At 40.4% G+C, this 23,525-nt stretch carries 21 protein-coding genes; 13 read left to right on the forward strand and 8 right to left on the reverse strand.

From position 1 onward, the window contains the following. Positions 1 to 19: 19 nt before the first annotated feature. Positions 20 to 907: a fructose bisphosphate aldolase gene (locus FQ085_RS11000; protein ID WP_058386137.1), complete on the reverse strand. Its 888-nt coding sequence runs from the start codon at positions 905 to 907 to the stop codon at positions 20 to 22. 184 nt (positions 908 to 1,091) lie between these two features. Continuing rightward, positions 1,092 to 2,564, reverse strand: coding sequence for a protein adenylyltransferase SelO (locus FQ085_RS11005; RefSeq protein ID WP_058386136.1), 1,473 nt, complete (start codon positions 2,562 to 2,564; stop codon positions 1,092 to 1,094). A gap of 144 nt (positions 2,565 to 2,708) precedes the next feature. Here FQ085_RS11005 and FQ085_RS11010 point away from each other — a divergent pair, with 144 nt between their 5' ends. From FQ085_RS11010 to FQ085_RS11035, 6 genes are all read left to right on the forward strand, one after another. Continuing rightward, positions 2,709 to 3,320: a DJ-1/PfpI family protein gene (locus FQ085_RS11010; protein WP_058386135.1), complete on the forward strand. Its 612-nt coding sequence runs from the start codon at positions 2,709 to 2,711 to the stop codon at positions 3,318 to 3,320. 156 nt (positions 3,321 to 3,476) lie between these two features. Next, complete coding sequence (locus FQ085_RS11015) at positions 3,477 to 4,166, forward strand: response regulator transcription factor (RefSeq protein ID WP_058386134.1); 690 nt, start codon at positions 3,477 to 3,479, stop codon at positions 4,164 to 4,166. After that, positions 4,159 to 5,175 (forward strand): sensor histidine kinase, encoded by a 1,017-nt coding sequence (locus FQ085_RS11020; protein ID WP_179946128.1) that lies wholly within the window; start codon positions 4,159 to 4,161, stop codon positions 5,173 to 5,175. The genes FQ085_RS11015 and FQ085_RS11020 overlap by 8 nt, the downstream gene beginning before the upstream one ends. A gap of 342 nt (positions 5,176 to 5,517) precedes the next feature. Then, positions 5,518 to 6,285 (forward strand): ABC transporter ATP-binding protein, encoded by a 768-nt coding sequence (locus tag FQ085_RS11025; RefSeq protein ID WP_058386133.1) that lies wholly within the window; start codon positions 5,518 to 5,520, stop codon positions 6,283 to 6,285. Continuing rightward, on the forward strand, positions 6,278 to 8,260 hold the full coding sequence (locus FQ085_RS11030) for an FtsX-like permease family protein (protein WP_058386132.1): 1,983 nt from the start codon (positions 6,278 to 6,280) through the stop codon (positions 8,258 to 8,260). Before FQ085_RS11025 ends, FQ085_RS11030 begins: the two co-directional genes overlap by 8 nt. Positions 8,261 to 8,446: 186 nt before the next feature. Beyond that, positions 8,447 to 9,568, forward strand: coding sequence for an NADH-dependent flavin oxidoreductase (locus FQ085_RS11035; RefSeq protein ID WP_058386131.1), 1,122 nt, complete (start codon positions 8,447 to 8,449; stop codon positions 9,566 to 9,568). Between the two features lie 97 nt (positions 9,569 to 9,665). Here the strand turns inward: FQ085_RS11035 and FQ085_RS11040 are convergent, their stop codons facing one another. Together FQ085_RS11040 and FQ085_RS11045 are read right to left on the reverse strand one after the other, a co-directional pair. Next, on the reverse strand, positions 9,666 to 10,679 hold the full coding sequence (locus tag FQ085_RS11040; RefSeq protein ID WP_058386130.1) for an STAS domain-containing protein: 1,014 nt from the start codon (positions 10,677 to 10,679) through the stop codon (positions 9,666 to 9,668). A gap of 138 nt (positions 10,680 to 10,817) precedes the next feature. Continuing rightward, positions 10,818 to 11,711: an oxidoreductase gene (locus FQ085_RS11045; RefSeq protein WP_058386129.1), complete on the reverse strand. Its 894-nt coding sequence runs from the start codon at positions 11,709 to 11,711 to the stop codon at positions 10,818 to 10,820. Positions 11,712 to 11,899: 188 nt separating this feature from the next. Between FQ085_RS11045 and FQ085_RS11050 the strand changes: the two genes are divergently transcribed. Further along, the gene (locus FQ085_RS11050) at positions 11,900 to 12,367 is read left to right on the forward strand and encodes an NUDIX hydrolase (RefSeq protein WP_058386128.1); all 468 of its coding nucleotides are present in this window, start codon (positions 11,900 to 11,902) and stop codon (positions 12,365 to 12,367) included. A gap of 62 nt (positions 12,368 to 12,429) precedes the next feature. On the opposite strand, the gene FQ085_RS11055 is transcribed toward FQ085_RS11050, so the two are convergent. Continuing rightward, the gene (locus FQ085_RS11055) at positions 12,430 to 13,326 is read right to left on the reverse strand and encodes an oxidoreductase (protein ID WP_058386127.1); all 897 of its coding nucleotides are present in this window, start codon (positions 13,324 to 13,326) and stop codon (positions 12,430 to 12,432) included. A gap of 156 nt (positions 13,327 to 13,482) precedes the next feature. Here FQ085_RS11055 and FQ085_RS11060 point away from each other — a divergent pair, with 156 nt between their 5' ends. Next, positions 13,483 to 14,232: a phosphatase PAP2 family protein gene (locus tag FQ085_RS11060; protein ID WP_058386126.1), complete on the forward strand. Its 750-nt coding sequence runs from the start codon at positions 13,483 to 13,485 to the stop codon at positions 14,230 to 14,232. Positions 14,233 to 14,321: 89 nt separating this feature from the next. Next, the gene (cax, locus tag FQ085_RS11065) at positions 14,322 to 15,404 is read left to right on the forward strand and encodes a calcium/proton exchanger (RefSeq protein ID WP_427694812.1); all 1,083 of its coding nucleotides are present in this window, start codon (positions 14,322 to 14,324) and stop codon (positions 15,402 to 15,404) included. 65 nt (positions 15,405 to 15,469) lie between these two features. Here the strand turns inward: cax and FQ085_RS11070 are convergent, their stop codons facing one another. Both FQ085_RS11070 and FQ085_RS11075 read right to left on the reverse strand, forming a co-directional pair. After that, on the reverse strand, positions 15,470 to 16,000 hold the full coding sequence (locus tag FQ085_RS11070) for a TlpA family protein disulfide reductase (protein ID WP_058386124.1): 531 nt from the start codon (positions 15,998 to 16,000) through the stop codon (positions 15,470 to 15,472). Positions 16,001 to 16,127: 127 nt separating this feature from the next. Next, positions 16,128 to 17,963: an LTA synthase family protein gene (locus FQ085_RS11075; RefSeq protein ID WP_149456601.1), complete on the reverse strand. Its 1,836-nt coding sequence runs from the start codon at positions 17,961 to 17,963 to the stop codon at positions 16,128 to 16,130. Positions 17,964 to 18,140: 177 nt separating this feature from the next. On the opposite strand from FQ085_RS11075, the gene FQ085_RS11080 reads away from it, so the two are divergent. Together FQ085_RS11080 and nhaC are read left to right on the forward strand one after the other, a co-directional pair. Continuing rightward, on the forward strand, positions 18,141 to 18,407 hold the full coding sequence (locus FQ085_RS11080; RefSeq protein ID WP_058386122.1) for a hypothetical protein: 267 nt from the start codon (positions 18,141 to 18,143) through the stop codon (positions 18,405 to 18,407). A gap of 267 nt (positions 18,408 to 18,674) precedes the next feature. Beyond that, positions 18,675 to 20,132, forward strand: a complete 1,458-nt coding sequence (gene nhaC / locus FQ085_RS11085; RefSeq protein ID WP_058386121.1) for a Na+/H+ antiporter NhaC — start codon at positions 18,675 to 18,677, stop codon at positions 20,130 to 20,132. 81 nt (positions 20,133 to 20,213) lie between these two features. On the opposite strand, the gene FQ085_RS11090 is transcribed toward nhaC, so the two are convergent. After that, the gene (locus tag FQ085_RS11090; protein ID WP_058386120.1) at positions 20,214 to 21,068 is read right to left on the reverse strand and encodes a GNAT family N-acetyltransferase; all 855 of its coding nucleotides are present in this window, start codon (positions 21,066 to 21,068) and stop codon (positions 20,214 to 20,216) included. Positions 21,069 to 21,291: 223 nt separating this feature from the next. On the opposite strand from FQ085_RS11090, the gene FQ085_RS11095 reads away from it, so the two are divergent. Both FQ085_RS11095 and FQ085_RS11100 read left to right on the forward strand, forming a co-directional pair. Then, positions 21,292 to 21,858, forward strand: a complete 567-nt coding sequence (locus FQ085_RS11095) for an MEDS domain-containing protein (protein WP_149456602.1) — start codon at positions 21,292 to 21,294, stop codon at positions 21,856 to 21,858. 222 nt (positions 21,859 to 22,080) lie between these two features. After that, positions 22,081 to 23,520, forward strand: coding sequence for an aldehyde dehydrogenase family protein (locus FQ085_RS11100; protein WP_149456603.1), 1,440 nt, complete (start codon positions 22,081 to 22,083; stop codon positions 23,518 to 23,520). Positions 23,521 to 23,525: the final 5 nt, after the last annotated feature.

Genomic DNA, 23,525 nt, shown 5'->3' on the forward strand with positions numbered 1-23,525 from the left:
GCATTTTTGTGTTGTTTGTTTAAGTAATAGAAGCTTCGTAAATGCTCTTAATGGAGTTTTCCAACAGGGCATTAAATTCCTCATCTGACTGACTGGCGCTGACACCTTCAGATAAAGCACGCGAGAAGCTAGCAATCAGTCCTTCGTTCGCAGCTAATTTCTTATTAGCATCGTCTCGCTTATAGCCGCCTGACAATGCGACCACTCGAAGTACACGTGGGTGATCAATCATTTCCTTAAAGAAATTATCTACGTTAGGAATAGTGATTTTGATCATGACGTTTTGGTCTTCCTTTAACTGGTCTAACTGCTTTAACATTTCTTCTTTAAGTATTGTTTCGGATTGTTCTTTGTCTTTGCTATTGATATCTACTTCAGGTTCAAGAATGGGCACTAAACCAGCTGCAAGAATTTGTTTGCCAACGTCAAACTGCTGTTCGATTACTTTTTTGATGCCTTCAGAATTGGCTTCTTTAATAACGGAACGCATTTTCGTACCAAAAACATTTCGTTCGTTGGCACGTTTTAAGACATCTTCTAAGTCTGAAATAAGCTTCATGACCTGAACGCCGTTTTCTTCATCGGCTAGTCCTTTGTCGACTTTTAGGAAAGGCACGACGCCTTTTTTCTGCCATAAATAATCAGGGGTATAATGACCTTCCACTTTGCGGTCCATCGTTTGTTCAAAAAGGATTGCCCCGATAATCGAATCAGAACTGAAAGAAGGTGCTGTCATGACGCGTGTCCGCATTTTATGGATCAAGTCATACATTTCTTCTTCTGTCGAGTATTGGTCTTCCGAAACGCCGTATAGCGCTAAAGCTTTCGGTGTGCTGCCGCCACTTTGATCAAGTGCTGCAATAAAGCCTTTGCCGTTTTTCACGAATTCCATTTGTTCCTGATTCATCATCCCAGCTCCTTAGATAAGTTTTTAGAAAGTCGATCAGTATGCGTAAAAAATTTACTATAAAGAAACTCTTTCACTGAATATTGTAACAATATATACAAGAAACTACAAAAAGAAATTTTTTACTAATCGATCTATACGTAAGGGTTTCCCTGTATAAACGGTTGCAAACTTCCCTTAGCTATCAAGTTCCACAAAAAGTCTGGTAAAGTCCACTCGTAGGACCCGGCGGCTGCGCATAGATTTCTTGTTCGGGTGAGTGAGCATACGGATTAGCCAATACTGCCAGAAGTTGGTGGAGAACACGGTAATCTCCTCGTGCTTCAGCTGCTTCCAAAGCTTCCTCCACTCGGTGATTGCGCGCGATGACAGCCGGATTACTGTCGCGCATCAATTGCTGAATGGCTTCTATGGATTCCTCTTGCCGGTGGAGACGTGTCTGCCATGAGCGATGCCATTCCGAGAATTCGGGTGTTGTGAAAAAATTGTTGCCTTGCAGTTTATCGAAAGTTAATGCGCGAAAGGTATTGGTATAATCTGCAACGTTGGCATGCATTAGATTGAGCAATTCTTCGACTAAGATCTTATCAGTTGCTTCTTCATTGAAGAGCCCAAGTTTTCGGCGCATGCCGTTAAGCCAGTGACTTTCGAACAGTTCGATGTAGTTAGAGAGTTGTCTCTGTGCCATTTCGACGGCCTCTCCCGGTATGTCGTGCAGCAAAGGCAGTAAACTTTCACCAAAGCGAGCCAAATTCCAACCAGCAATCATCGGTTGGTTGCCGTAAGCATAGCGACCTTGAGCGTCAATCGAACTGAAAACAGTTTTCGGATCATAGCTATTCATAAATGCACAAGGACCGTAGTCGATTGTTTCACCACTAATTGCCATGTTGTCGGTGTTCATTACGCCGTGAATAAAACCGGCTACTTGCCATTTGGCAAGTAACGCGGCCTGGCGTTTGATCACTTCTTGAAACAATGCCAAATACCGATTTGGAACATCTTGTATATGAGGGAAATGGCGTTCTAATGCATAGTCAGCTAACGCCTTCACATCTTCTGTCGATCCGAACCTGGCTGCGTATTGAAACGTGCCAACGCGCAGATGGCTATCGGCGATGCGCGTCATAATTGCACCGGGAAGTATAGTTTCACGACGAACGGTTTCGCCAGTTTCGACGACAGCTAGGCTACGTGTTGTTGGAATGCCGAGCCCGTGCATCGCTTCACTGATGAGGTATTCGCGTAGCATAGGTTTAAGTGCAGCACGACCATCACCACCTCTTGAATAAGGCGTTCTACCAGAACCTTTTAACTGAATGTCTAAGCGTTTGCCAGTAGGCGTTAGTTGTTCGCCAATTAATAAAGCACGGCCATCGCCAAGCATCGTAAAATGACCAAATTGATGTCCAGCATAAGCTTGAGCAAGGGGGATCGTGCCTTTTGGAACGGCATTTCCTGCAAGAATGGCAATGCCGTCTTCACTTGTTAATTCCTCAGAATCTAATCCCAGTGTTGCCGCTAATTGTTCATTGAACATCACGAGTTTAGGTGCCGGCACTGGATTAACAGAAAACCTGCTAAAAAAAATTTCAGGCAAACGTGAATAGCTATTATCCAGTTGCCATCCGGTATGTGTAAGTTCTTTTTTATTCATTATCGATTCTCCTTCTTTAAGTAGGATTTACTTTCATTATACCCTCTCGAACAGAGGAACATGTCTCCGCTGTTCGAGTGATTTACGTGTGCTATAATTCGGTAAATGAGAAAGTGAATATTCGAACGAAAGGGAGAAGATTATATGAGCAATAACACCGTTTTATTTGTGTTGTTAGATGACTATGCGGATTGGGAAGCGGGTTCATTAGCAGCTGCGCTGAATGAAGAGCCAGAAGGTAAAGGACAACGGTTTAATGTCAAGACGGTGTCGTTGACGACAAATCCGATTCAATCAATTGGGGGCTTTACGGTGTTGCCGGATTACGGATTGACTGATGCACCAAAGGATTTTGTGGGACTGATGTTAATCGGTGGAAACTCTTGGAGAAAGAAAGACAGCAAACAGGTCATGAAGTTAGTCGATAAAGCTCTCGAAAAACGAGTCGTTCTTGGTGCGATTTGTGACGCAACTGTATTTTTGGGGAACAATGGAATCCTGAACAACATTCGACATACTAGCAATCACCTAGAAGATTTGAAGGAGGCAGCTGGAGAGAACTACAGCAATGAGGCAGGCTATCTCCATCAGCAGGCCGTTCGGAGTGGACAAATCATCACTGCCAACGGTTCGGCATTTCTGGAGTTTGGAAAACAAGTGCTTGAGGCGCTGAATGCGGCACCGCAAGCTGAAATTGACGAATGGTATCGTTTTTTCAAACAAGGCTATCACGAAAACATGAACACGAACCAATAGATCGAGTTGAATAAACCAGCTGTCATTGTGAGAGTACTTTTATAAGGAGAGGTGATTTTTGATGGTGGGCTATAAGGAACTTCGCTAAACTGAAATGAGCTATTGTAAAAAATAGATCGAATAGAAGTTATTAGTGAACAAGAATGGAATGAGAGAATGTTCAAAATCATGATTGTGGAAGATGATTTAACGATTGCTAACATTTTAAAAAAAGAACTTGAGAAGTGGAATTACCAAGCATTTTTAATAGATGATTTTAACCAAGTACTCAAAGAATTCAAAGATAAGACTCCTCAACTAGTGTTATTAGATATCCAGCTTCCTTCTTTTAATGGTTATTACTGGTGTCAGGAGATTCGTAAATTTTCACAAGTGCCGATCATTTTTATTTCGTCGCGAAACGAAAATATGGACATTGTGATGGCCATTCAAATGGGCGCCGACGATTTCATCTCTAAGCCTTTTGATTTGACGGTAGCAGTCGCTAAAACCCAGGCACTTCTAAGAAGAACTTATGACTTTAAAGAATCGGATCATTTTTTAAGTTTCAATCAAGTCTTGTTAAAATCTGGAGAATCGAAGCTGTTTGCGAAAGGTCAAGAAGTCAACTTAACACGTACAGAACTGAAAATTATGGAACTCTTGTTTCTTCAGAAAGGTAATTACGTCACCAGAGAGGAAATCATGGTTAATCTGTGGGAAGATGAATCGTTCATCGACGACAATACACTAGCCGTCAACATCGCGAGGCTACGAAAAAAACTAGTAAAAGTAGGGCTATCTGATTTTATTTTGACTAAAAAGAATGTGGGTTATGCATTGAATAAGGAGACATTACATGCTTAAAGTATCTAGGGGGATCCTTTTTAAAAGCTTCTTGCTATCTGTTCGTCATCAATTGTTTCTTTTTGTAGCAATGGCAGTGATTTTTGGAGTAGTGTACATTTTAGGAAGACAACCGATAACTTTATTTTTCTATAGCCTTGAGTTAGCAGGATTTCTGCTGCTAATTTATTTGGTTATCTCCTATTTTCGGTATGTTAAACGATATAAGCTCATCAGTAGGCTTGAGTTGTTGAATGCCTCAAGCCTGGAGGAACTCCAGCAACATACCGACTCTGTAGATCAATTGTACATCGAAAAGATGGCTGCTTTACTCGAACAGCTGCGAGAATCAGAAAATTTGCATGCCGAGCGACAAACCGATCAACTGGATTACTTTACACTATGGCTTCATCAAATTAAGACGCCCATCTCTGCTATCAGTCTCTTGACACAAAGCTCTCGTGCCAAAGAAGCTAAACAGATTTCGCAAGAGTTGGTGCGCCTCGAGGATTATACACATATGGTACTCAATTACATCAAGCTTGAAGAACCTGGAGCTGATATGGATTTAGCAATGGTCGATTTGGATGACATTATCAAAAAAGCAATCAAAAAATATTCTATTTTGTTCATCTACAAAGGTATTAAGCTCGATTACAAACCGCTTGGCATACGAGTATTATCGGATGGCAAATGGCTACAGAACTTATTGGAGCAAATCTTGTCGAATAGCTTAAAATACACGCTGGAAGGAACAATTTCTATTTACCTAGACCCAGTAAATGCAGAGACAGTGATCATTAAGGACACGGGTATTGGAATCGGTTCTGAGGATTTGCCAAAGATTTTCAACAAAGGCTATTCGGGCATGAATGGACGCCTTCAAGAAAAGTCGACAGGACTAGGCTTGTTTCTTAGTAAGAAAATCTGTAAGCGTCTTGGTCACCAATTTTCAATTGACTCGCAACCTGGTAAAGGAACCTGTGTCGCCATCGACATGTCGCGTGCGGATTTGCAGGTTTTTGACTAACAGTAGCTGATAAATAAATATTACTAGTTCGAAAGGTATTCAATGCAAAGGGGTTACGCAACTCCTGCGACTGGACATCACAGGAGTCACTTCGCCGGATGACGCTCGGATTCCTTGAGTGATTGCTGGTGTACAGTAGATGAGGTGTTTATAGATTTTAAGTCCATGGAAGGTGAAGTGAGCAGAACGGGTAGGTTTATATACCGTTATTCCTTTTGGTTAGACTTTTTCTACAATCTGAGCAATCTTACGAAACCGTAAGATTGCTTTTCTATTTGTAAGAATAGGTACAGGCAACTTGCTCTATCCTGTCGTATGATTAAAAGCAAGGAGGGGTTAGTAATGACTTTATTAGAAATCAAGAATTTAAAGAAAGTATATACAGCACGATTTTCAAACCAGCAAACAGAAGCGTTGACAACCGTCAATTTTTCAATAAAGGAAGGCGAATTTGTTTCCATCATGGGAGAATCGGGTTCGGGCAAAACGACGCTTTTGAACATTATCTCTACGTTAGACGATGCCACTTCAGGGGAAGTTTACTTGGATGGTCATCCATTATCGAAAATCAAAGATAAAGAAATTTCCGCTTTTCGAAGAAATACACTTGGTTTTGTTTTTCAGGATTTTAATCTATTAGATAACTTTTCTATTCGAGATAATATTTTATTGCCACTGGTGTTATCGAAAACACCTATCGTTGAAATGGAAGCACGGCTTATGCCGATTGTGCGGAATCTCGGAATTGAAGCACATATCGATAAATTTCCTTACGAAGTATCAGGTGGTCAAAAGCAGCGAGTTGCGATAGCCCGCGCATTGATCACACAGCCGAAAATAATTTTGGCAGATGAACCAACAGGGGCACTCGATTCCAAAGCTTCCCAAAACTTGATGGAAATTCTCAAAGCCATCAATGAAAGTGGTCAAACCATTCTTATGGTAACGCATAGTGCCCGCGCGGCGAGTTTTTCAAATCGTATCTTATTTATTCGAGATGGTTCGGTTTATCATGAAATTTATCGTGGCGATGCTCCTGATGAACAATTTATGGATCGTATTACAAAATCATTGAAGGTCTTGGCTAGTCGAGGTGAGCCGAATGAATAATCGTTTTTTTTCGTCATTAGCGTTGCGCAATATCAAGTCCAACAAACAATTGTACATTCCATATTTGTTGTCTTCGACCATTATCATCATGATGTTTTACTTAATGGCTTCTTTGTTGACCAATAAATTCGTACAGGAACGTTCGAGTTCATTGGCTACACTGTTTCTGTACGGTACTGTAGTGATCGGAATTTTTTCGGTTATTTTCATTCTCTACACGAATAGTTTTCTGATCAAGAGAAGGAAAAAGGAAATCGGCCTTTACGGTATTTTAGGATTGGAAAAAAAGCATGTTGCAAAAATTTTGTTTTTCGAAACGGTCTTTACTAGCTTGTTGAGCATTGCGGCAGGACTGTTGAGCGGATTTATATTCGGACGACTGTTTTTTATGCTATTGAACTACTTGTTAAGACTACCAATAGATATTACTTATTCAACCTCAGGTGTAACGATGTTGGCAACAATCGCATTATTTAGTGGAATATTCGGTATTATGTTTCTCTACAACGTTAGTCAGTTTACATTTGCTAATCCAATCAAATTGCTGAAAGGCAAACAAGAAGGAGAGAAAGAACCAAAAGGATCAATGATTCTGTTTGTCTTGTCACTTGTTTTTCTTGGATGGGGCTATAGCATCTCTGTGACAATTCCAGATCCGCTCGCCGCTATTTCAAATTTTTTCTTAGCGGTGCTGCTTGTTATTGTGGGTACTTATCTACTGTTTATTTCGGGTTCGATTTTTATCTTAAAAGCTTTAAAGAAAAACAAACGAATCTATTACCAACCTGGCGCTTTTATTTCCATCTCCGGGATGCTTTACCGTATGAAGCAAAATGCAGTGGGACTCGCAAACATCTGTATTTTGGCATCGATGGTCATTATCGCGGTTTCAACAACAGTTACAATTTTTATTGGTTCAGAAGAAACTTTGGAAAACCGATATCCTTTTGAAAACAATGTGACTTTGTTTGGTGAAGTAGAAAATTTGGAAAAAATGAACAAGCGTTTTTTTGAGTTTCAAGATGATTTGTGGAAGACCGTAGAAGCGAATGGTTTAGAAATCACAGAAAACAAAAGTTATCGACAGCTGTCTTTATTCGGTCGTCTTCAAGAGAACGAATTTGTATTCGATGGAAATCTGGCAGAACCGGAAAAATCAATCTTGCTTATGGTTTTACCGCTAGAAGATTTTAATGAAATGACTGGGAAATCAATCACACTTGAAGATGGCGAAGCATTGTACTACCACTCGACAACTACTGATAAAAAAGAAAGCCTCACAATTGGAGCAGAAACGTATCAACTCACCCAAGTAGAAAATGAATTCGATGGAAATATGGAGTTAACTGAATCACTGGCACTGGTTGTACCAGAAGTCTCGCATTTATTGGAAATCTCAAAAAAACTTAAAGAACAATTTCCAGAAAGTAACTATTTGACAATAGATGCGCACATTGGTTGGAACACCTCTGGCACTGAAGAGAAAAAAGAAGTGCTAGCTAAACAACTAGAAAACCAATACGGGTGGAATGCAGGCGAGAATAGTCTTTACGAATCTCGGTTACTTCAACGCGAGGAATGGTACAGCTTGAACGGGGGCTTCTTGTTCCTCGGAGTATTCTTGGGACTGCTATTTACGATGGGTACGGTGTTAATTACCTACTTTAAGCAAATATCTGAAGGTTTTGATGATCGAGAGAAATTCCAGATTATGCAGAAAGTTGGGCTAGATAAAGAACTGATTGAAGAATCTACACGGGCGCAAATTGTCTGGATGTTCTTGTTGCCGATTGTTATTGCCACAATCCATGTTAGTTTTGCCTATCCAATCGTCCGAAAGCTTTTACTGATTTTCGGTGTGACAAACGAGATTACATGGTTGCTCTCATTTATTGGAGTAGTGTTTGCTTTTGCAGCTAGCTACTGGATTATTTATCGCTTAACTTCTCGAGTTTATTACAGCATTGTTAAATAGAGCGAGAACGCTATCAACCGGCTAGTAGACTTGCAGTCTACTAGCCGGTTTTAGCATTTCAACAAAAAGATAAATTTATACAGGTGTGAAGCAAATCACCGCTTCCTTATTTAGTGGATGGAGCAAGAGAAACTAGGCTTGCAAGCGTCTTCAGATGGGTAAAGAACTAGATAAGGAGGGATTTAGATGACGATAACAACTCAATATCTATTCGAACCATTTACTTTTACATCTGGACTAACCGTTAAGAATCGAATCTTGATGGCACCGATGACTACCTCATCTTCGGATCCCAGTGGTGACGTCACAGAAGAAGAACTGACTTATTATAAACGCCGTGCTGAAAGTGGACTAGGTGCAGTTATTACTGCCTGCGCACATGTCGAACCACTCGGTGTAGGCTTTCCAGGTCCATTCGGGGCAGACAGCGATGACCGTATCGAGAGCCTCAGACGACTGGCTACAGCTATTCGAGAAGGCGGAGCCAAAGCCATTTTGCAGATTTATCACGCAGGACGTATGTCAAATGAAGACTTATTAAAAGGCAATCAGCCAGTTTCAGCAAGTGCCGTAGCAGCACTACGTTCAAATGCCGTTATACCGCGAGAAATGAGTTCTGAAGAAATTGAGAAAACAATCGAGGCATTCGGTGAAGCGACAAGACGTGCAATTGAAGCAGGATTTGATGGGGTGGAGATTCACGGGGCTAATACGTATTTGATTCAGCAATTTTTCTCGCCGCATTCTAATAGACGTACGGATAAATGGGGAGGCGACGTCGATTCACGTATGAACTTTCCGCTGGCAGTAATCAAATCGATCCAGCAAGCAGTTAACAAGCATGCCAGTCAACCATTTGTGGTCGGTTATCGTGTTAGCCCAGAAGAAAAAGAGGAGCCTGGTATTACAATGGACGATACATTGACTTTCTTAACCGCTATTGCTGATCAGGGCATCGACTATATTCATGTATCAGTCGGACGATTTTTTGGTGGTTCGATTCGCGAAGAGGATAGCCGCTCGCGTGTGGAAATCATTCAACAGCATATTGGGAGTCGTGTACCTGTTATTGGAGTAGGTGGCTTGCAGACCTTAGATCATGTAAAAGAGGCATTACAAGTTACTCCGCTCGTGTCTCTCGGTCATGCATTAATTATGGATCCGGACTGGCTCGCGAAAGTTCAAGAAAGTCGAGATGAGGAAATTTACCAAGCAATCCATTTGACTAGAAAACAGCAGCTAGATATTCCTGAAAATCTGTGGAATATGGTAACGAATGCACCTGGCTGGTTCCGAGTCGAGGAGTAACCCAAATGTAAGCGGGAAATTTGGTGTGCGCTTCGCAAAAAAACAGCACGCCCTGGAATTTATCCGGGTCGCGCTGTTTTTTTTGTAACTAAACATGTCAAACGATTTTTCGACCGCTGCGGCCTAACGCATAATAAATGCCGTGCTGAAGGCTTTGTAGGGATTCGAAGGTTTTCAAGCTATTTTGTGACTGAGCAATAATGATTGCCAGTTCAGGAGAAATGCCGACTAAAATGACTTCCGTTCCTAAAAGTCTTGCAGAAGCCCCAAGTTTATCGATTAAGGAAGCTGTATGTTCTGTAATATGCTGATTTAAACCAGTCAAATCAACTAATAGGTATTGGGCTTTGTGTTTTGGAAGTTCACTTAAAGTTTTAACGATTAAATCTTCTGTCCGTTGTTCATCGTAACTGCCAATCATCGGTACGACAATAATGCCTTCAAGTACAGGAATAATCGGAGAAGAAAGCTCTCGGACTAAATTTTGCAGCGATTTTGTATGCTCATCTACGAGTGCTTCAAGTTTTTGAATTTGATCGGCTTCTTGTTTCCGAGACAGCTCACGAATATTTTGCTGGACGGTTACTTCAGAAGGGAAATATTCGACGATGCTATAAGGGGTGCTATCGTTTTGATACTGAATGGTTTTATACCAGAAGTTAATACCAAACAGACCTGTCAATACACCTGCATAATGAGAAGGGACGAATATACCTTCTGTGCCTTTGTTTTTTAGTAAGTTCATTTTATATTCCCAATCATTTTGGATATGTAATGTAAAGGTGTTGTGTTCAGTGTCCATTTTGATGATTTCAACTCTTCCCCAACCAGCAGGGGCATAAGTATTGGAAATCCACTCGACAATGTTGGACGTATCGATTTGCTTTAAGTTTTTAAATCCTTCACCGACAATAACGCCTTGACGAAATCCAGTTGTTTCTAATACGAGTTGTGTTGCTTCAATACCTGAAATGTCTTTGATCGTGTCAAAAAAAGTTTCCATGGCAGAAATCCAAAAGAAAACAACATCTCCACCTTCAAAAAGTGTTTCTCCTGTTTCCAAATCCCATTGCAATTCAATACCGCCGACAACTATATTTTTTTTGCTCATGCTATAAATTCCTCCATTATGGTAAAAGTGGGGATAGAGAATAAAAATCACAAACTCTCTTTAAGTATTCCCTGGATAACAAACAATATGTCTCACCCAAAAAAAGTACAAAAAATCGGCCATACGTACTGTCAGCTTTTAATCTAGTCGTTTAAAGGGATACACAACAGTCGTCAGTTTTTCCGACACGTCCCAAAGCTTGCAAGAAATTTCAGGATCAGTTGCATTGGTGTGAGGGGTTCCTAGCGCAGGATAGCCTCTTCGTTGAAACTGGGCAACTGGACCAATGTATTCCCCACCCATAAGACTGGGTTCGGTCGCAGCATAAATTGCCGACAATGCTCCCATACTAGGTGGTTGAAGAAAAAGGTTAGCAACACGTTTAACAGCAGCTGGAATTTCTTGACTGCCAAGCTTTAAAATGTTGGTGGCAGAAACACCTGGATGACAAGCTACGCTAATTGTCTGACAGCCATGTTCTTTAAAGCGCTTATCTAACTCTAACGCAAAATATAAATTAGCTAACTTGCTTTGGTTATAGAATTTTTTTGCCTGATAACCTTTGGTTCCTTCGAGATTATCAAAGTCGATTGTGCCACGGCTATGTGCCCGGCTGCTAACAGTCACGACACGTGAACCAGAAGTGTTTGTTAGTAAAGGCAAAAGCAGACCCGTTAAAGCAAAGTGGCCAAGATGATTGCTGCCAAACTGCAGTTCAAAGCCGTCTGTCGTTTTTGAAAGAGGGGGTGCCATAATTCCTGCATTGTTAATTAACAGATCAAGTTTATCGAAGGCTTTGCTGAATTGTTCAGCAAACTTCCGAATCGTTTCAAGGTTAGCCAAATCCAACTTCATGACATCGATTTGAGCAGAAGGATAAAGCGCCAATAAAGTAGCGCGCGCTTGAGCTCCTTTTTTCGTATTGCGGACAGCCAGAATAACCTCTGCCTCTAGTGCTAGCAGAGCTTTTGCCGTTTCAAAGCCGATACCGCTATTGCCACCTGTGATGATAGCTGTTTTCCCTGTGAGCAAAGTAACACTTCCTTTGTTTCTAAGACTGGAGTTGCTCTTTATTATTTTAGCCGTTTTATGAACGATTTGGAATCTTTGCTAATAAAAAAGTATGTGGTTTTTGTTATTTATTCCTTGAGCTGAGCGGTAGAATGGAGAGAGATCTATGGAAGTTTCGATTCGTATACTGAAGAAATGAGGTTAGGTAGATGGGGTATGTAGAAGAATTGCGAGCGGTTGTGGGGCATAGACCGTTAATTCTTGTTGGTTCGGTCGTCGTAATTGTTGATGAAGAAGGGCGTTTGCTGCTAGAAGAAAGGAAATTCCCAGAAGGTTTGTGGGGGCTTCCGGGTGGACTGATGGAACTCGGCGAATCCACAGAAGATACAGCGAAACGAGAAGTTATGGAGGAGACTGGTTTGACGATTGCCGAGTTGAAATTGATCAATGTCTACTCCGGACCGAAACATTTTGTAGTGGCCAAAAATGGCGATGAATTTTATGTGGTCACGACGGGTTATTATTCAAATAAATTTCATGGCGAATTGATTGTTGATCAAAAAGAATCACTAAGCTTTAAGTTTTTTGCTCCAGCCGATTTGCCGGACAGGATGGTCGGTAGTCACCGTGTAGTAATCGAGGACTATCTTAACCACCTAACCAACCAGCCGGGATAACAGCCGGGAAGTAATGAATAAAGCCACTTTCATTATTAAAATGAAAGTGGCTTCTAGTGTCATCAGACTTTGCTGAAATCAAATTGGACGCCGGTCAGCTTTTCTGACACGTCCCAGAGTTTTTGAGCAACTGCCTGGTCACCAGCTGATGCGTGAGGCGTGTCTAGCGTTGGATAGCCTTTACGTTGACCTTTGCCATCTGGACCAATATATTCGCCGCCTGTCAGTCGTGAATCGGTAGCTGCATAAATGGTCGGTAAAGCACCCATAGCAGGCGGCTGCAAGAAGTTATGCATGAGCGACTTCATCAGTTTCGGTGCGTCCCGCTTGCCAAATTTAAAAAGATTGGTGGCGGAAATTCCTGGATGACAAGCAATACTGACGGTTTGCAAATCGTACGCTTTAAAGCGCTTGTCTAATTCCTGAGCAAACAGCAAATTCGCTAGTTTGCTTTGGCCATAAAATTTCATCGCTTTATAACCTTTGGCACCATCAAGGTTATCAAAATCGATTTTCGCCCCTTTATGAGCCAAACTGCTGAGAGACACGACACGTGAATCTGGCGTATTTTTCAGTAACGGCATCAAAAGGCCGGTTAATGCAAAATGTCCGAGATGATTGCTGCCGAACTGCAATTCAAAACCGTCTTTGGTTTTTGAATAGGGGGGTGTCATAACGCCAGCGTTGTTGATTAACAAATCAAGTGAATCGTGCTTGTTTTTGAAGCTTTCTACGAATGCATGAACGCTTGCAAGATCTGCTAGATCAAGTTTCATGACGGTAACGAGCGCGTCTTTATCTACATCAAGAATCAATTCACGAGCCGCCTTGCCTTTTTCAAGGTCCCGCACGGCCATAATAATTTGTGCGCCAAGACCGGAAAAGACTTTTGAAGCTTCTAATCCGATACCGCTGTTGGCTCCTGTAACAATGGCTGTCTTTCCGGTTAACTGTTTCAAACAATCAGCTCCTGAGTCATGTTATTTGTCGTACGATAAAAATACCACGCCATAGCTCACGGAACAAATGATAGGATTAAAGAACTTTTTGCTGTTACATATGTTCTACTCAAAAAGGGTAGAAGTACACTATTAGCGATAGGCGGGAGCGATTAGATGGAGAAAAATGAAAAACTAGCAGGCTTGGCTTTTTTGCTGTTGATCGGTGGACTGGGTCTAGCTGTGCTGTTTATTGTATTATTTGCAGAATTAGCTGAAGAAGTCGTGGAAAAAGAAGTTGCCCAGTTTGATAACTTTATTATTAATGGAATGGAAGCAGGAGCAAGCAAAACGTGGGATCAGGTAATGTTCATCTTTACCGAAATGGGTTCAGTATGGTTTTTAACGGTGTTGTCACTCGTCGTACTGGTCGTACTTGGAGTTAAAATGAAAGACAAGTGGGGCATGTTGTTTTTTGTTATTGCAGTGGGGGGTGGCTCACTATTAACGACCGTATTAAAAAATCTATATGTCCGGGAACGTCCGAGTATTAATCCGGGTATTGATGCGATCGGCTACAGTTTTCCAAGTGGTCATTCGATGGGGTCGTTAATTTTTTACGGCTTTGTCATATATTTGGTCATCCGAACACGACAACGGTCTTGGATTCGGTGGTTGTTTGTCGCCATTTTGGGTATGCTCATTATTATGATTGGCAGCAGTCGAATCTATCTCGGTGCACATTTCCCAAGTGATGTTCTGGGTGGCTACATTGCGGGATTGATTTGGTTGATATTGAGTTTGGTTGCACTTGAATGGATTCAATGGCATAGCAGAAGTCCGGTACCGCCAGTTTATGCACTACGCAAACTATTAGGGCCGCTATATAGAACCGTGCGAACAAAATTGCCTTTCTTTAATAAATAAAGTAGAAAAAGTAATCAGAAACGACCTCCTATTTATAACAGAAGGATGTCGTTTTTGTGTTAGGAAATTTAGGGGAATGGGTATCCAATATTATTAAAAAGGAGAGAAGGGACGTTATGAATCGGATATTCGGAGTTTTGGTGGCGGTAGGAGTACCCTTAACGGTACTTGGATCTTTCCAGAACTGGCCAAGCATCGCCATGTTTTTTATCTGCTCAATAAGTGTTGTGGCATTATCAAGTTTTATGGGAAGAGCAACAGAAAGCCTAGCAATCGTCAGCGGTCCACGTATCGGTGGTTTGCTGAATGCAACATTTGGAAACGCCGTAGAATTGATCATTTCTATTTTCGCCTTGCAGGCAGGTTTGATCGGCGTCGTATTAGCTTCCTTAACCGGCTCGGTGCTCGGAAATTTACTGTTGGTCGGCGGATTGTCCTTTTTCCTAGGAGGCATCAAATTTAAGCGACAAATGTTCAACGTTCATGACGCTACACACAACTCAGGTTTACTAATTTTTGCAGTTGTTGTAGCGTTTGTCATTCCAGAAATTTTTTCGATGACAATGAACGAAACCGAGACCATTCAATTGAGTGTCGGTATTTCCGTTATCATGATTGTTTTGTACTTGGCAGGATTATTCTTCAAGCTCGTTACACATCGCGGTGTTTATAACCATGCAGACGTAGCACAAGATTCCGAACACGAAGAACCAGAGTGGTCGAAAAAGAAGGCACTGATTATTCTGCTCGTTGCCACGTTAATCGTTGCTTACGTTTCAGAAAACTTGGTTCATACATTTGAAGAAGTAGGAAAGCAGTTTGGCTGGTCTGAATTGTTTATTGGTGTGATCATCGTCGCAATTGTTGGGAATGCGGCTGAGCACGCTTCTGCGCTCATCATGGCCATGAAGAACAAAATGGACGTGGCGGTAGAAATTGCCATCGGCTCCACGCTCCAGATTGCCATGTTTGTAGCACCTGTTTTAGTGCTTATTTCTCTTTTCATGCCGCAACAAATGCCATTGGTTTTTACCGTTTCAGAACTAGTCGCAATGATTACTGCAGTCTTTCTGGCAATCAACGTCATGAATGATGGAGAATCGAACTGGTTCGAAGGCTTAACGCTACTCGCGGCTTATCTCATCATGGGAATCGGGTTTTATTTGTTGTAAAAACAAGCTGCCAACGAAAAAAACGTTGGCAGCTTGTTTCATTTTTTGATTGCAGTACCTACTGCTTATTGGATTGATTCAAAGCTTGCTTTAATTTCTTCATTGCTGAAATGACCAGTCTGACTTTTAACCAGTGTGCCATCTGATCCGATATAAACAGAAGTTGGATAACCAATGACGCCATATTCATCAAAGAAAGTACCACCTTCATCTAATAGGACAGTAATATTCTCGGCATCAGGAAATCCTTTAAACCATTTGGCGAATGATTCGCTGCTTTTCTCAGCATTAGAGTCTGGCGATACGATTGTTAGCACTTTAAAATCGGTGTCTTCACCCGCTAATGTATTCAATTCCTCCATACCGGAAAGACAAATGGAACACCAAGATGCCCAAAATTTTACGTATACCTTTTGACCGGCGTAATCGGCAAGATTTTGCTGATTTCCTTCCAAATCCACTAAGTTAAAACTAGGCGCTGGATTGCCATCGTTCAGTTGTTCAGCATTTGCTCCATCTTGTTGTGAAGTACCTGTGCATCCACTTAGTGCCACTAAAAGGACGGACAGTAATAGGGTGTTTCGTAATATTCTCATAGCCATCATCCTTTTCTGTAAACGAGCAGTTCGAATTTATCTAATTCCATCATATAGTGAAAATTCAATAAAAGAAATTTTGGTCTCTTCGTTTTCTATGAGAAATCACCGTTAGTTGATACGCAGTCTATTTTTTGTCACTTTTGCTCTCTTCTATTTTTTGTAACGCATTTTTTTGGATAATCAAATCAGATAACCGTAGCCGCTCACTGACAGAGTCAATCTGCTCGCTACACTGCTCAACTTCAACTTTTTCGCCCGAATCGGTTTCATAACAAGTGCCGCTTCCAGCAGCTACAGTCAAATCAGGCTCAAAATAAAATTTTTCATAACGAAAAGCACCGTCACGGAACAGCGTCAAATTGCTAGTATCGTTTAATAGCGACTGTCCCAGCATATAAGACGACTCAATTCCGACTAGGTCAAGGATAGTCGGAGCAATATCAATTTGACCACCGTTATTAGTAAACGTTTCTCCACGGGTCATGTTTGGTGCTTTAATAAACAGTGGAACTTGTCGATCAAGTTCAAATAATTCCACCTTCGTTTTGGCATCGAGTTTTTGTGCCATTTCACTAGTGGCCTGAGTCAATCCACTATCATGATCACCATAGAACACGATGAGTGAATCGTCCCACATGTCCCTTTTCTTTAGTTCTTCGATCATCACGCCTACAGCGCCATCGACATAATGAATTGTTTCGTAATAGCCTTTTAACAGGGGATCTTCGTAACCGGATAACTCTAGTTGCTCTAGTTCTTCGGGTATTTCATAGGGTGTATGACTCGATAATGCGACTAAAAAAGCAAAATAAGGCTCTTTTAACTGTTCAGCGAAATCGATAGAAGAAGTGAAAAAGTCTTCATCATTCAAAGCCATGCCGATATCCTGATTGTCGGGGAAATCTGTTTGGCTGAAGAAATGGTTAAAACCGATATTCTTGTAAAAATCATCACGATTCCAGAAATCTTTTTCAAACGCATGCATAGCTGCTGTGTCATATCCTGCATTTCTAAGCAGTTCGGGTAAGCCATCAAATTCGTGGTCGGCGTATTGCGTATAAACTGAACCGGATTTTAACGGGTATAGAGACGTTAATGTAATAAATTCAGCATCCGATGTCCGACCTTCATGCGTTTGATGATAAAACGATGAGAAAAAGTATGCTTCTTCTTTTAACGCATTTAAGTGAGGGGTTAGTTCTTGGCCATTCACTTGCTGTTCAATGACGGATGTTTGAAAAGACTCTAATTGAACAACGATCACATTTGGTTTTTCAAAATCGGGATTAGTTGAAGAGTGGTTGGGATGCAATTGGCGAATCTGTGACTCTTCTTCAGCAGTTACATTCGTGTCTTTAAAAAAAGAGCCAATACCTTGGGCAAAATCTAACCCGTGATAGCCCCAAAATCCAAGCTGGTAATATTCACGCATATTCGAAATCGGTTCATCTACAAGCCATTGTTCTTCGTTAGAGTAGCTAATCACGATAGGAATCACAAACAACGCAAGTCCAAGCGCAAAGCCACCACCTGCTACTATCCTTTTTCTCTCCAGTGTTACTTTTTCTTGTGTGTTGCGAGTAGCAAAGAGAACAATAGAAAAAATTAGCAAGTCAGCAAAAAAGAGGAAATCTTTCATTTCGATTAAAGTCAGAAATCCACCGCCAACATCACTCATCTGTGTAAGGTCTGCGATTAGCACGACAGATAGCAAATCATCAAAATAACGATAGTACCAAAGATCTGAAATGAGAAGAGTGCTATGTAAAAACAGCAATAGCAATAAAATCCATCGTCTTTTTTTGCTACTTAGTAACAAAGTCCAACTAGACAACACCACTATCGAAGCAAGATTAAGAACAAAGAAACTGAAAGAGAAATTAGTCCCTGCATACACGCTAAACAAAAACAGCTTCGAAATAGACAGTAACAGGTAAATCCAATACTCGGGAAATTTCATGACAGACCTCCAAATAAATTAGTCTATTTTGCAAATCAAAATTTTTTTTTGCAAAATGATACAGTTCTTTATAAATACCACTTTAAAGTCCTGCGAAAACATGGCAAAAGTTTGAGTAAATAAGCTGTGGGTATCTAGGAAATAAAGGAACAAGAAGTTAGTTCGTATAAAGGAGCGATGACTGTGGATAAATTTAATGGAAATACATCAGCTAAAGCAGAATGTAAGTATCCTGTGTTGCCTAACGGACAAAAATTTTTCGTGGATTTTGGCAGTCAGCAAGCTCTCCATGGCACATGGCAGATTATAGACAATGAGGAAGCTCCATTTTATTTCTGTGGTCGTGTTTTTGATAACGGTACATTGTCTAAACGAAAATCAGCTGATCACCGTCGCAAATTTTTTGAAGCGGAAATTTACTTGGCTTTAAAAAAAGAGATGTAAATACAACAGTAGAATCGATTGAGCGGAGGGGGGACCCACTCAATTAATAGATATAAATAAATCACCAACGCGATTTTCTACTATGTTTTCTATAAGCAAACAGTTATTTTTCAAAAAAATAACTGTTTTTGTGCTGTCTATATAGGATTACCGAAATCTTTTGTTAAAATAAATGATTTTATAGACCAATTACGCAAAAAAAATATAGATTATTTGAAATTTTGCTGTAATATGAAGTCATACTTTAAATGTAAGGGGATACATACAATGAAAACACAGCAACAAGAGATTAAAATACCATTTGCATTAGCACTTATTCCATTGATTGTCATGATTTCAGTAATGGCAATTACCATTATTGTTTTTGAAGGAAGTCCACATGTACCTCTAGCTATAGGCGCTATTGTGGCGGCATTGATTGCTTGGCGTCTCGGTTACAAATGGGAAACAATCGAAGAAGGAGCGTACAAAGGAATTCGTTTAGCGCTTCCAGCTATTTTGATTATTATTGTTGTTGGGATGATAATCGCTTCGTGGATTGGTGGCGGTATTATTGCAACGATGATTTATTACGGCTTACAAATTATTACGCCTTCATTGTTTTTGATGACCATTTGTATGATCTGTGGAATTGTTGCACTCGCTATTGGTAGTTCGTGGTCGACAATGGGAACAATTGGTGTAGCCGGTATGGGAATTGGTCTTAGCATGGGAATTCCAGCGGCAATGGTAGCCGGAGCTGTTATTTCAGGTTCTTATTTTGGTGACAAGATGTCGCCACTGTCAGACACTACGAATCTTGCAGCTGGTATTACGAATACAAATTTATTTGAACATATCAAGCATATGCTGTATACGACAGTTCCTGGACTAGTCATTGCTTTAATCGTTTACTTTTTCCTCGGTCGCCAATTTGCTGGATCGGCGATTGACCAAGAAAATATTCAAGGAATTTTAACCGCGCTAGACAGTAACTTTTTGATTTCACCTTGGTTGTTATTAGTACCTGCAACGATTATCGGATTAGTCGCACTAAAAGTACCAGCATTGCCAGCTTTAGTCGTGGGTGTATTCCTTGGTTTTATGTGCCAGATTTTTGTACAAGGAGGCAATGTTGGGGATGCAGTTAACACGCTGCATGACGGCTTTGCCATTGCTTCTGGTAACGAAATGGTTGATGAATTGTTTAACCGCGGTGGGATCGCTTCAATGATGTTCACTGTCTCCTTAACCATTTTCGCGATGGTTCTTGGCGGGATACTTGAACAAACAGGTATGCTAAAAGCAATCGTTACACAAATTTTGAAGGTCGCAAAATCAGCTGGTAGTTTAATCGCAGCGACAATCGTTTCTGCTTTTTTCACGAACGCAACGGCATCAGAGCAGTATATTTCGATTCTAATTCCTGGAAGAATGTATGCGACAGCTTATCAAGATAAAGGATTGCATTCAAAGAACCTTTCACGTGCGCTCGAAGATGGAGGAACTTTAACGTCTCCTTTTGTTCCATGGAATACATGTGGGGTATTTATTCTAGCAACTTTGGCCGTTCATCCATTTGCCTATGCTCCTTATGCGGTGCTCAATTATACAGTTCCAATTATCGGCATTATTATGGGTCTAGTTGGGTATAAAGTTCAATTTTTGACAAAAGAAGAAGTGAAAAATTTAAAATTAAGACAGCAGCGAATGGATAATGAAAACGAATTGACAGAAAATGTTTAAGATCTCGTGTTTGATAACTAAAAAAGTAAGCTCTCTTTTGAACATTCAAAAGAGAGCTTACTTTTTTAGGTAAATTACGAATTAGCGATTAACACCATACAATAGCCATGGAGAAGGCAAGTTAAACATGTGATGGGTTGGTAATGCACTGACTTGAGAAGGCGACAAGTCGATCCACAGCAAAGCTTTTGCTTTTACTGTTTCACTTAACTCGCGCTGAGCCAGTGAAACAGTTTCCCATAATCCGGCTTGTTCCATTAAATCATCCCATGGGTAGACGATGTGAAGATAATAATCTCGTTTGTAATCCTTTTTCGCTATGAGCACACGGTCTTTCTGAGGGTTTTCAAAAAAAGACCATTGTGCTAATTTAGCATCGGCAAACAACTCTTCAGAAGCTGGAAACGTATAGTAGCATTCATAAGGAAAAACAGCACCTGTCTGAATATACAATTGATCGACCCACGCCTGTTTTTGGGAAAGCGTTGTTAGGCTTTTCCAAATAGCACCACCAGTCTCAAGTGAAGATGCGTCAATGGAAATAGCGCTGTAAAGTGTGGATACTTCGGCAAGACCGAGCTTATCCATAACACGTCTGGCGGATGTGTTTTCTTGCTGCGTATTTGCACCGATCCATTGGATAGCAGGAAGCGAGAAGGCTTGCTCCATAATATAAGACATTAATTGTGTGGACAAATTTTTTCCGCGGAAGCGTAAATCACTGCGCATTCTGCCAAGCATAATGTATTGCTTGGCAAAAATCGTATAGCCACCGATACTTGCAAGACGGTCGTCTACAAACAAACCATACAAACGACTAGAACCGCTAGAAATTCTGCTGTAGACACGAAGAATATAATCATCTTCTATACCGGTCTCCATTTCTTTTAAATAATGCAAATCGTCCAATCCTAATTGCCGAATGATCTTTTTCACATACTTGACCTCCCTGCTCTAGTTGAGAACACCTAGCTTTATTATATCCAATACTAACGCTAACTTGGCTAGTGCTAAGCTCTTATCGCCCATCTATCCCTACGAAAGACTTAGAATGGAAAGGCTGTGCAGTATCTTTTACTCCTATTTTTATATATACTAGATATAGTGAAAAAGACGGTTTGAATATTCATTAACTTGCTCGTTAAAGGGGAAAAAACATTTGGGAAAAGAAATCGTAAGTGTTCAGGACAAATTTCAATTATCTAAAGGCGATCACGTTTTTTATTATGTGGAAGAACTGGAGCGTTACATTGATAATGCTGTTTCCTTTGTTATGGACGGTATGGAGCAAGGAGACCAAATTCTACTTGTTGAAAATGAACGTCTTTACCCAAAGATATTGACACATCTAGAGAAACTTCTATCTAAAGAACAATTAGAAAATGTACATTATATTAATAGCTTTACGTTTTATTGGAAGAATGGAAATTTTCATCCGCCAACGATTTTAGATTATTTTTCTCGAATCATCAATCCTTTTCTCGAAAAAGATTTGAGCTTTCGTACTTGGGGACATATCGAGTGGCGTGATGAAACAGAAATCATTAGCGATATTAAAGAATATGAACAAGCAATTGAGCAACTTGTACCACAGCTTAAAGCCATTTCTGTTTGTGCTTACGATGCTCCTCGACTCTCAGATTCGCTTAAAGACGTTCTAATGAATTGCCATGACTATTTGATGACCGACAACAACGTTTCGCCAATCTCAAGGCAGTCTAATTAAGTTATACCCACTCAAAAGGATTTTTTCACGGATATTTCGTGAAGAAATTCTTTTTTTGACTAACTAAAGAAAAAAAGAGTAAGTGTGTTATTACTCTAATGTTTATTGACGGAATATTGACAATAATAGAAAAGAGAATACTATATTAAGTAACAACATGTAAACAAACAGTTGCATTTACAGTAAAAGAGGATTGTCCAATTGAAAGGAGGAGAATCCAACATGCTTGAAATTGGGACGTGCCGTTTCGGTTCGATTATTGAAGGGAACAAAGTCATTAAAGCAGGTCTTAGAGAAATTAGCGTGAACGATCCTTATACTCATAAAGTAATCGGAAATTTTTCATGTGCGACAACAGAAGATGCAACTCAGGCAGTTATTTGTTCGCATCGTGTCTACACAAAAATCATGAAGAAAATGCCGGCTCAGAAACGATCAGAAATACTAAGGGAAACAGCTAATCGAATAGAAAGCGAAATCGATCAACTTGCGTATTTCTTGTCTTTAGAAACAGTCAAGCCGTTAAAGACCAACCGTTTAGAAGTGGCACACGCTATAGCTGTGTTGCGTTACGCTTCAGAAGGCGCAAAAACAATCTACGCGGAAAGAATGCCACTAACTCGTGCGAGTGAAAAATTGACTCAGATGGGTATGACAAAGCGGATTTCTCTTGGGGTAGTAGGCGTCTTTACGTCGATTAACTTACCATTTAATTTATTGATCGATCAACTTGCTTCAGCGATTGCAGCGGGCAATACAGTCATCTTGCAACCATCAGAAAAAGCAGTACTTTCTTTTGCTTTGCTCTACCGTCTATTTGAAAAATCCGGATTGCCCAAAGGGGTAATGAATATTGTTATGGGGACTGACGAGAACCTAGCGAGAATAATAACAACCCACCCTAAAACTAAATATGTGATCTTTACTGACAATCACAACTTGAAAACAGACGGAATGACCATACGGAAAAAAGTCATTCTCTCACATGATTACAAGACACTGCATATTGTTTTTAGAGATGCTAATTTGGACACAGCAGTTTACGCTGCAGTAATTGGGGGCATTACACACGCAGACGTAAGCTATACATCAGTTCAGCAAATTTATGTAGAAAGAGAAATTTATTTAGTTTTTCTTGAAAAGCTTACTCAAAAAGTAAAATCACTTAAAATAGGAAATCCTCTAGACGAGACAATTGATGTCGGGCCGATGATTACTGAACAAGCAGCCGAAAGAGTAGCAACATGGGTAAGAGAAACGCTTGAACAAGGCGCAACTTTATCAGCAGGTGGATACCGTAAAGAGGCTTTCATGGAACCTACTATTATTAGTGATGTATCGATTAATATAAAGCAACGTAGTACCGATCGATTTGCCCCAGTCATTACAATTATTCCGTTTAGTGCTGAAAAAGAAATAATTAATCCTATTAATGAATCCAACTGCTGCTCACGAGCAGTCGTATTCACATGTGATATGAAACGAGTTATACACCTAGGTAATGTCTTGACATCAAAAAAGGTCTATATCAACGAAGGTGCAGGCGATCATCCTATCAATGGTTCTGACAAGAGCGTTGATGCTAAGGCTGTGCTTAAAGATGAAGTTATCTCGGCAATCAAAGATATGACCGAAGTGAAATTAATTCGTACTGAATTGTGAGTGTT

It is taken from the genome of Planococcus sp. ANT_H30 (assembly GCF_008369335.1).
Taxonomy (GTDB): Bacteria; Bacillota; Bacilli; order Bacillales_A; family Planococcaceae; genus Planococcus; species Planococcus kocurii.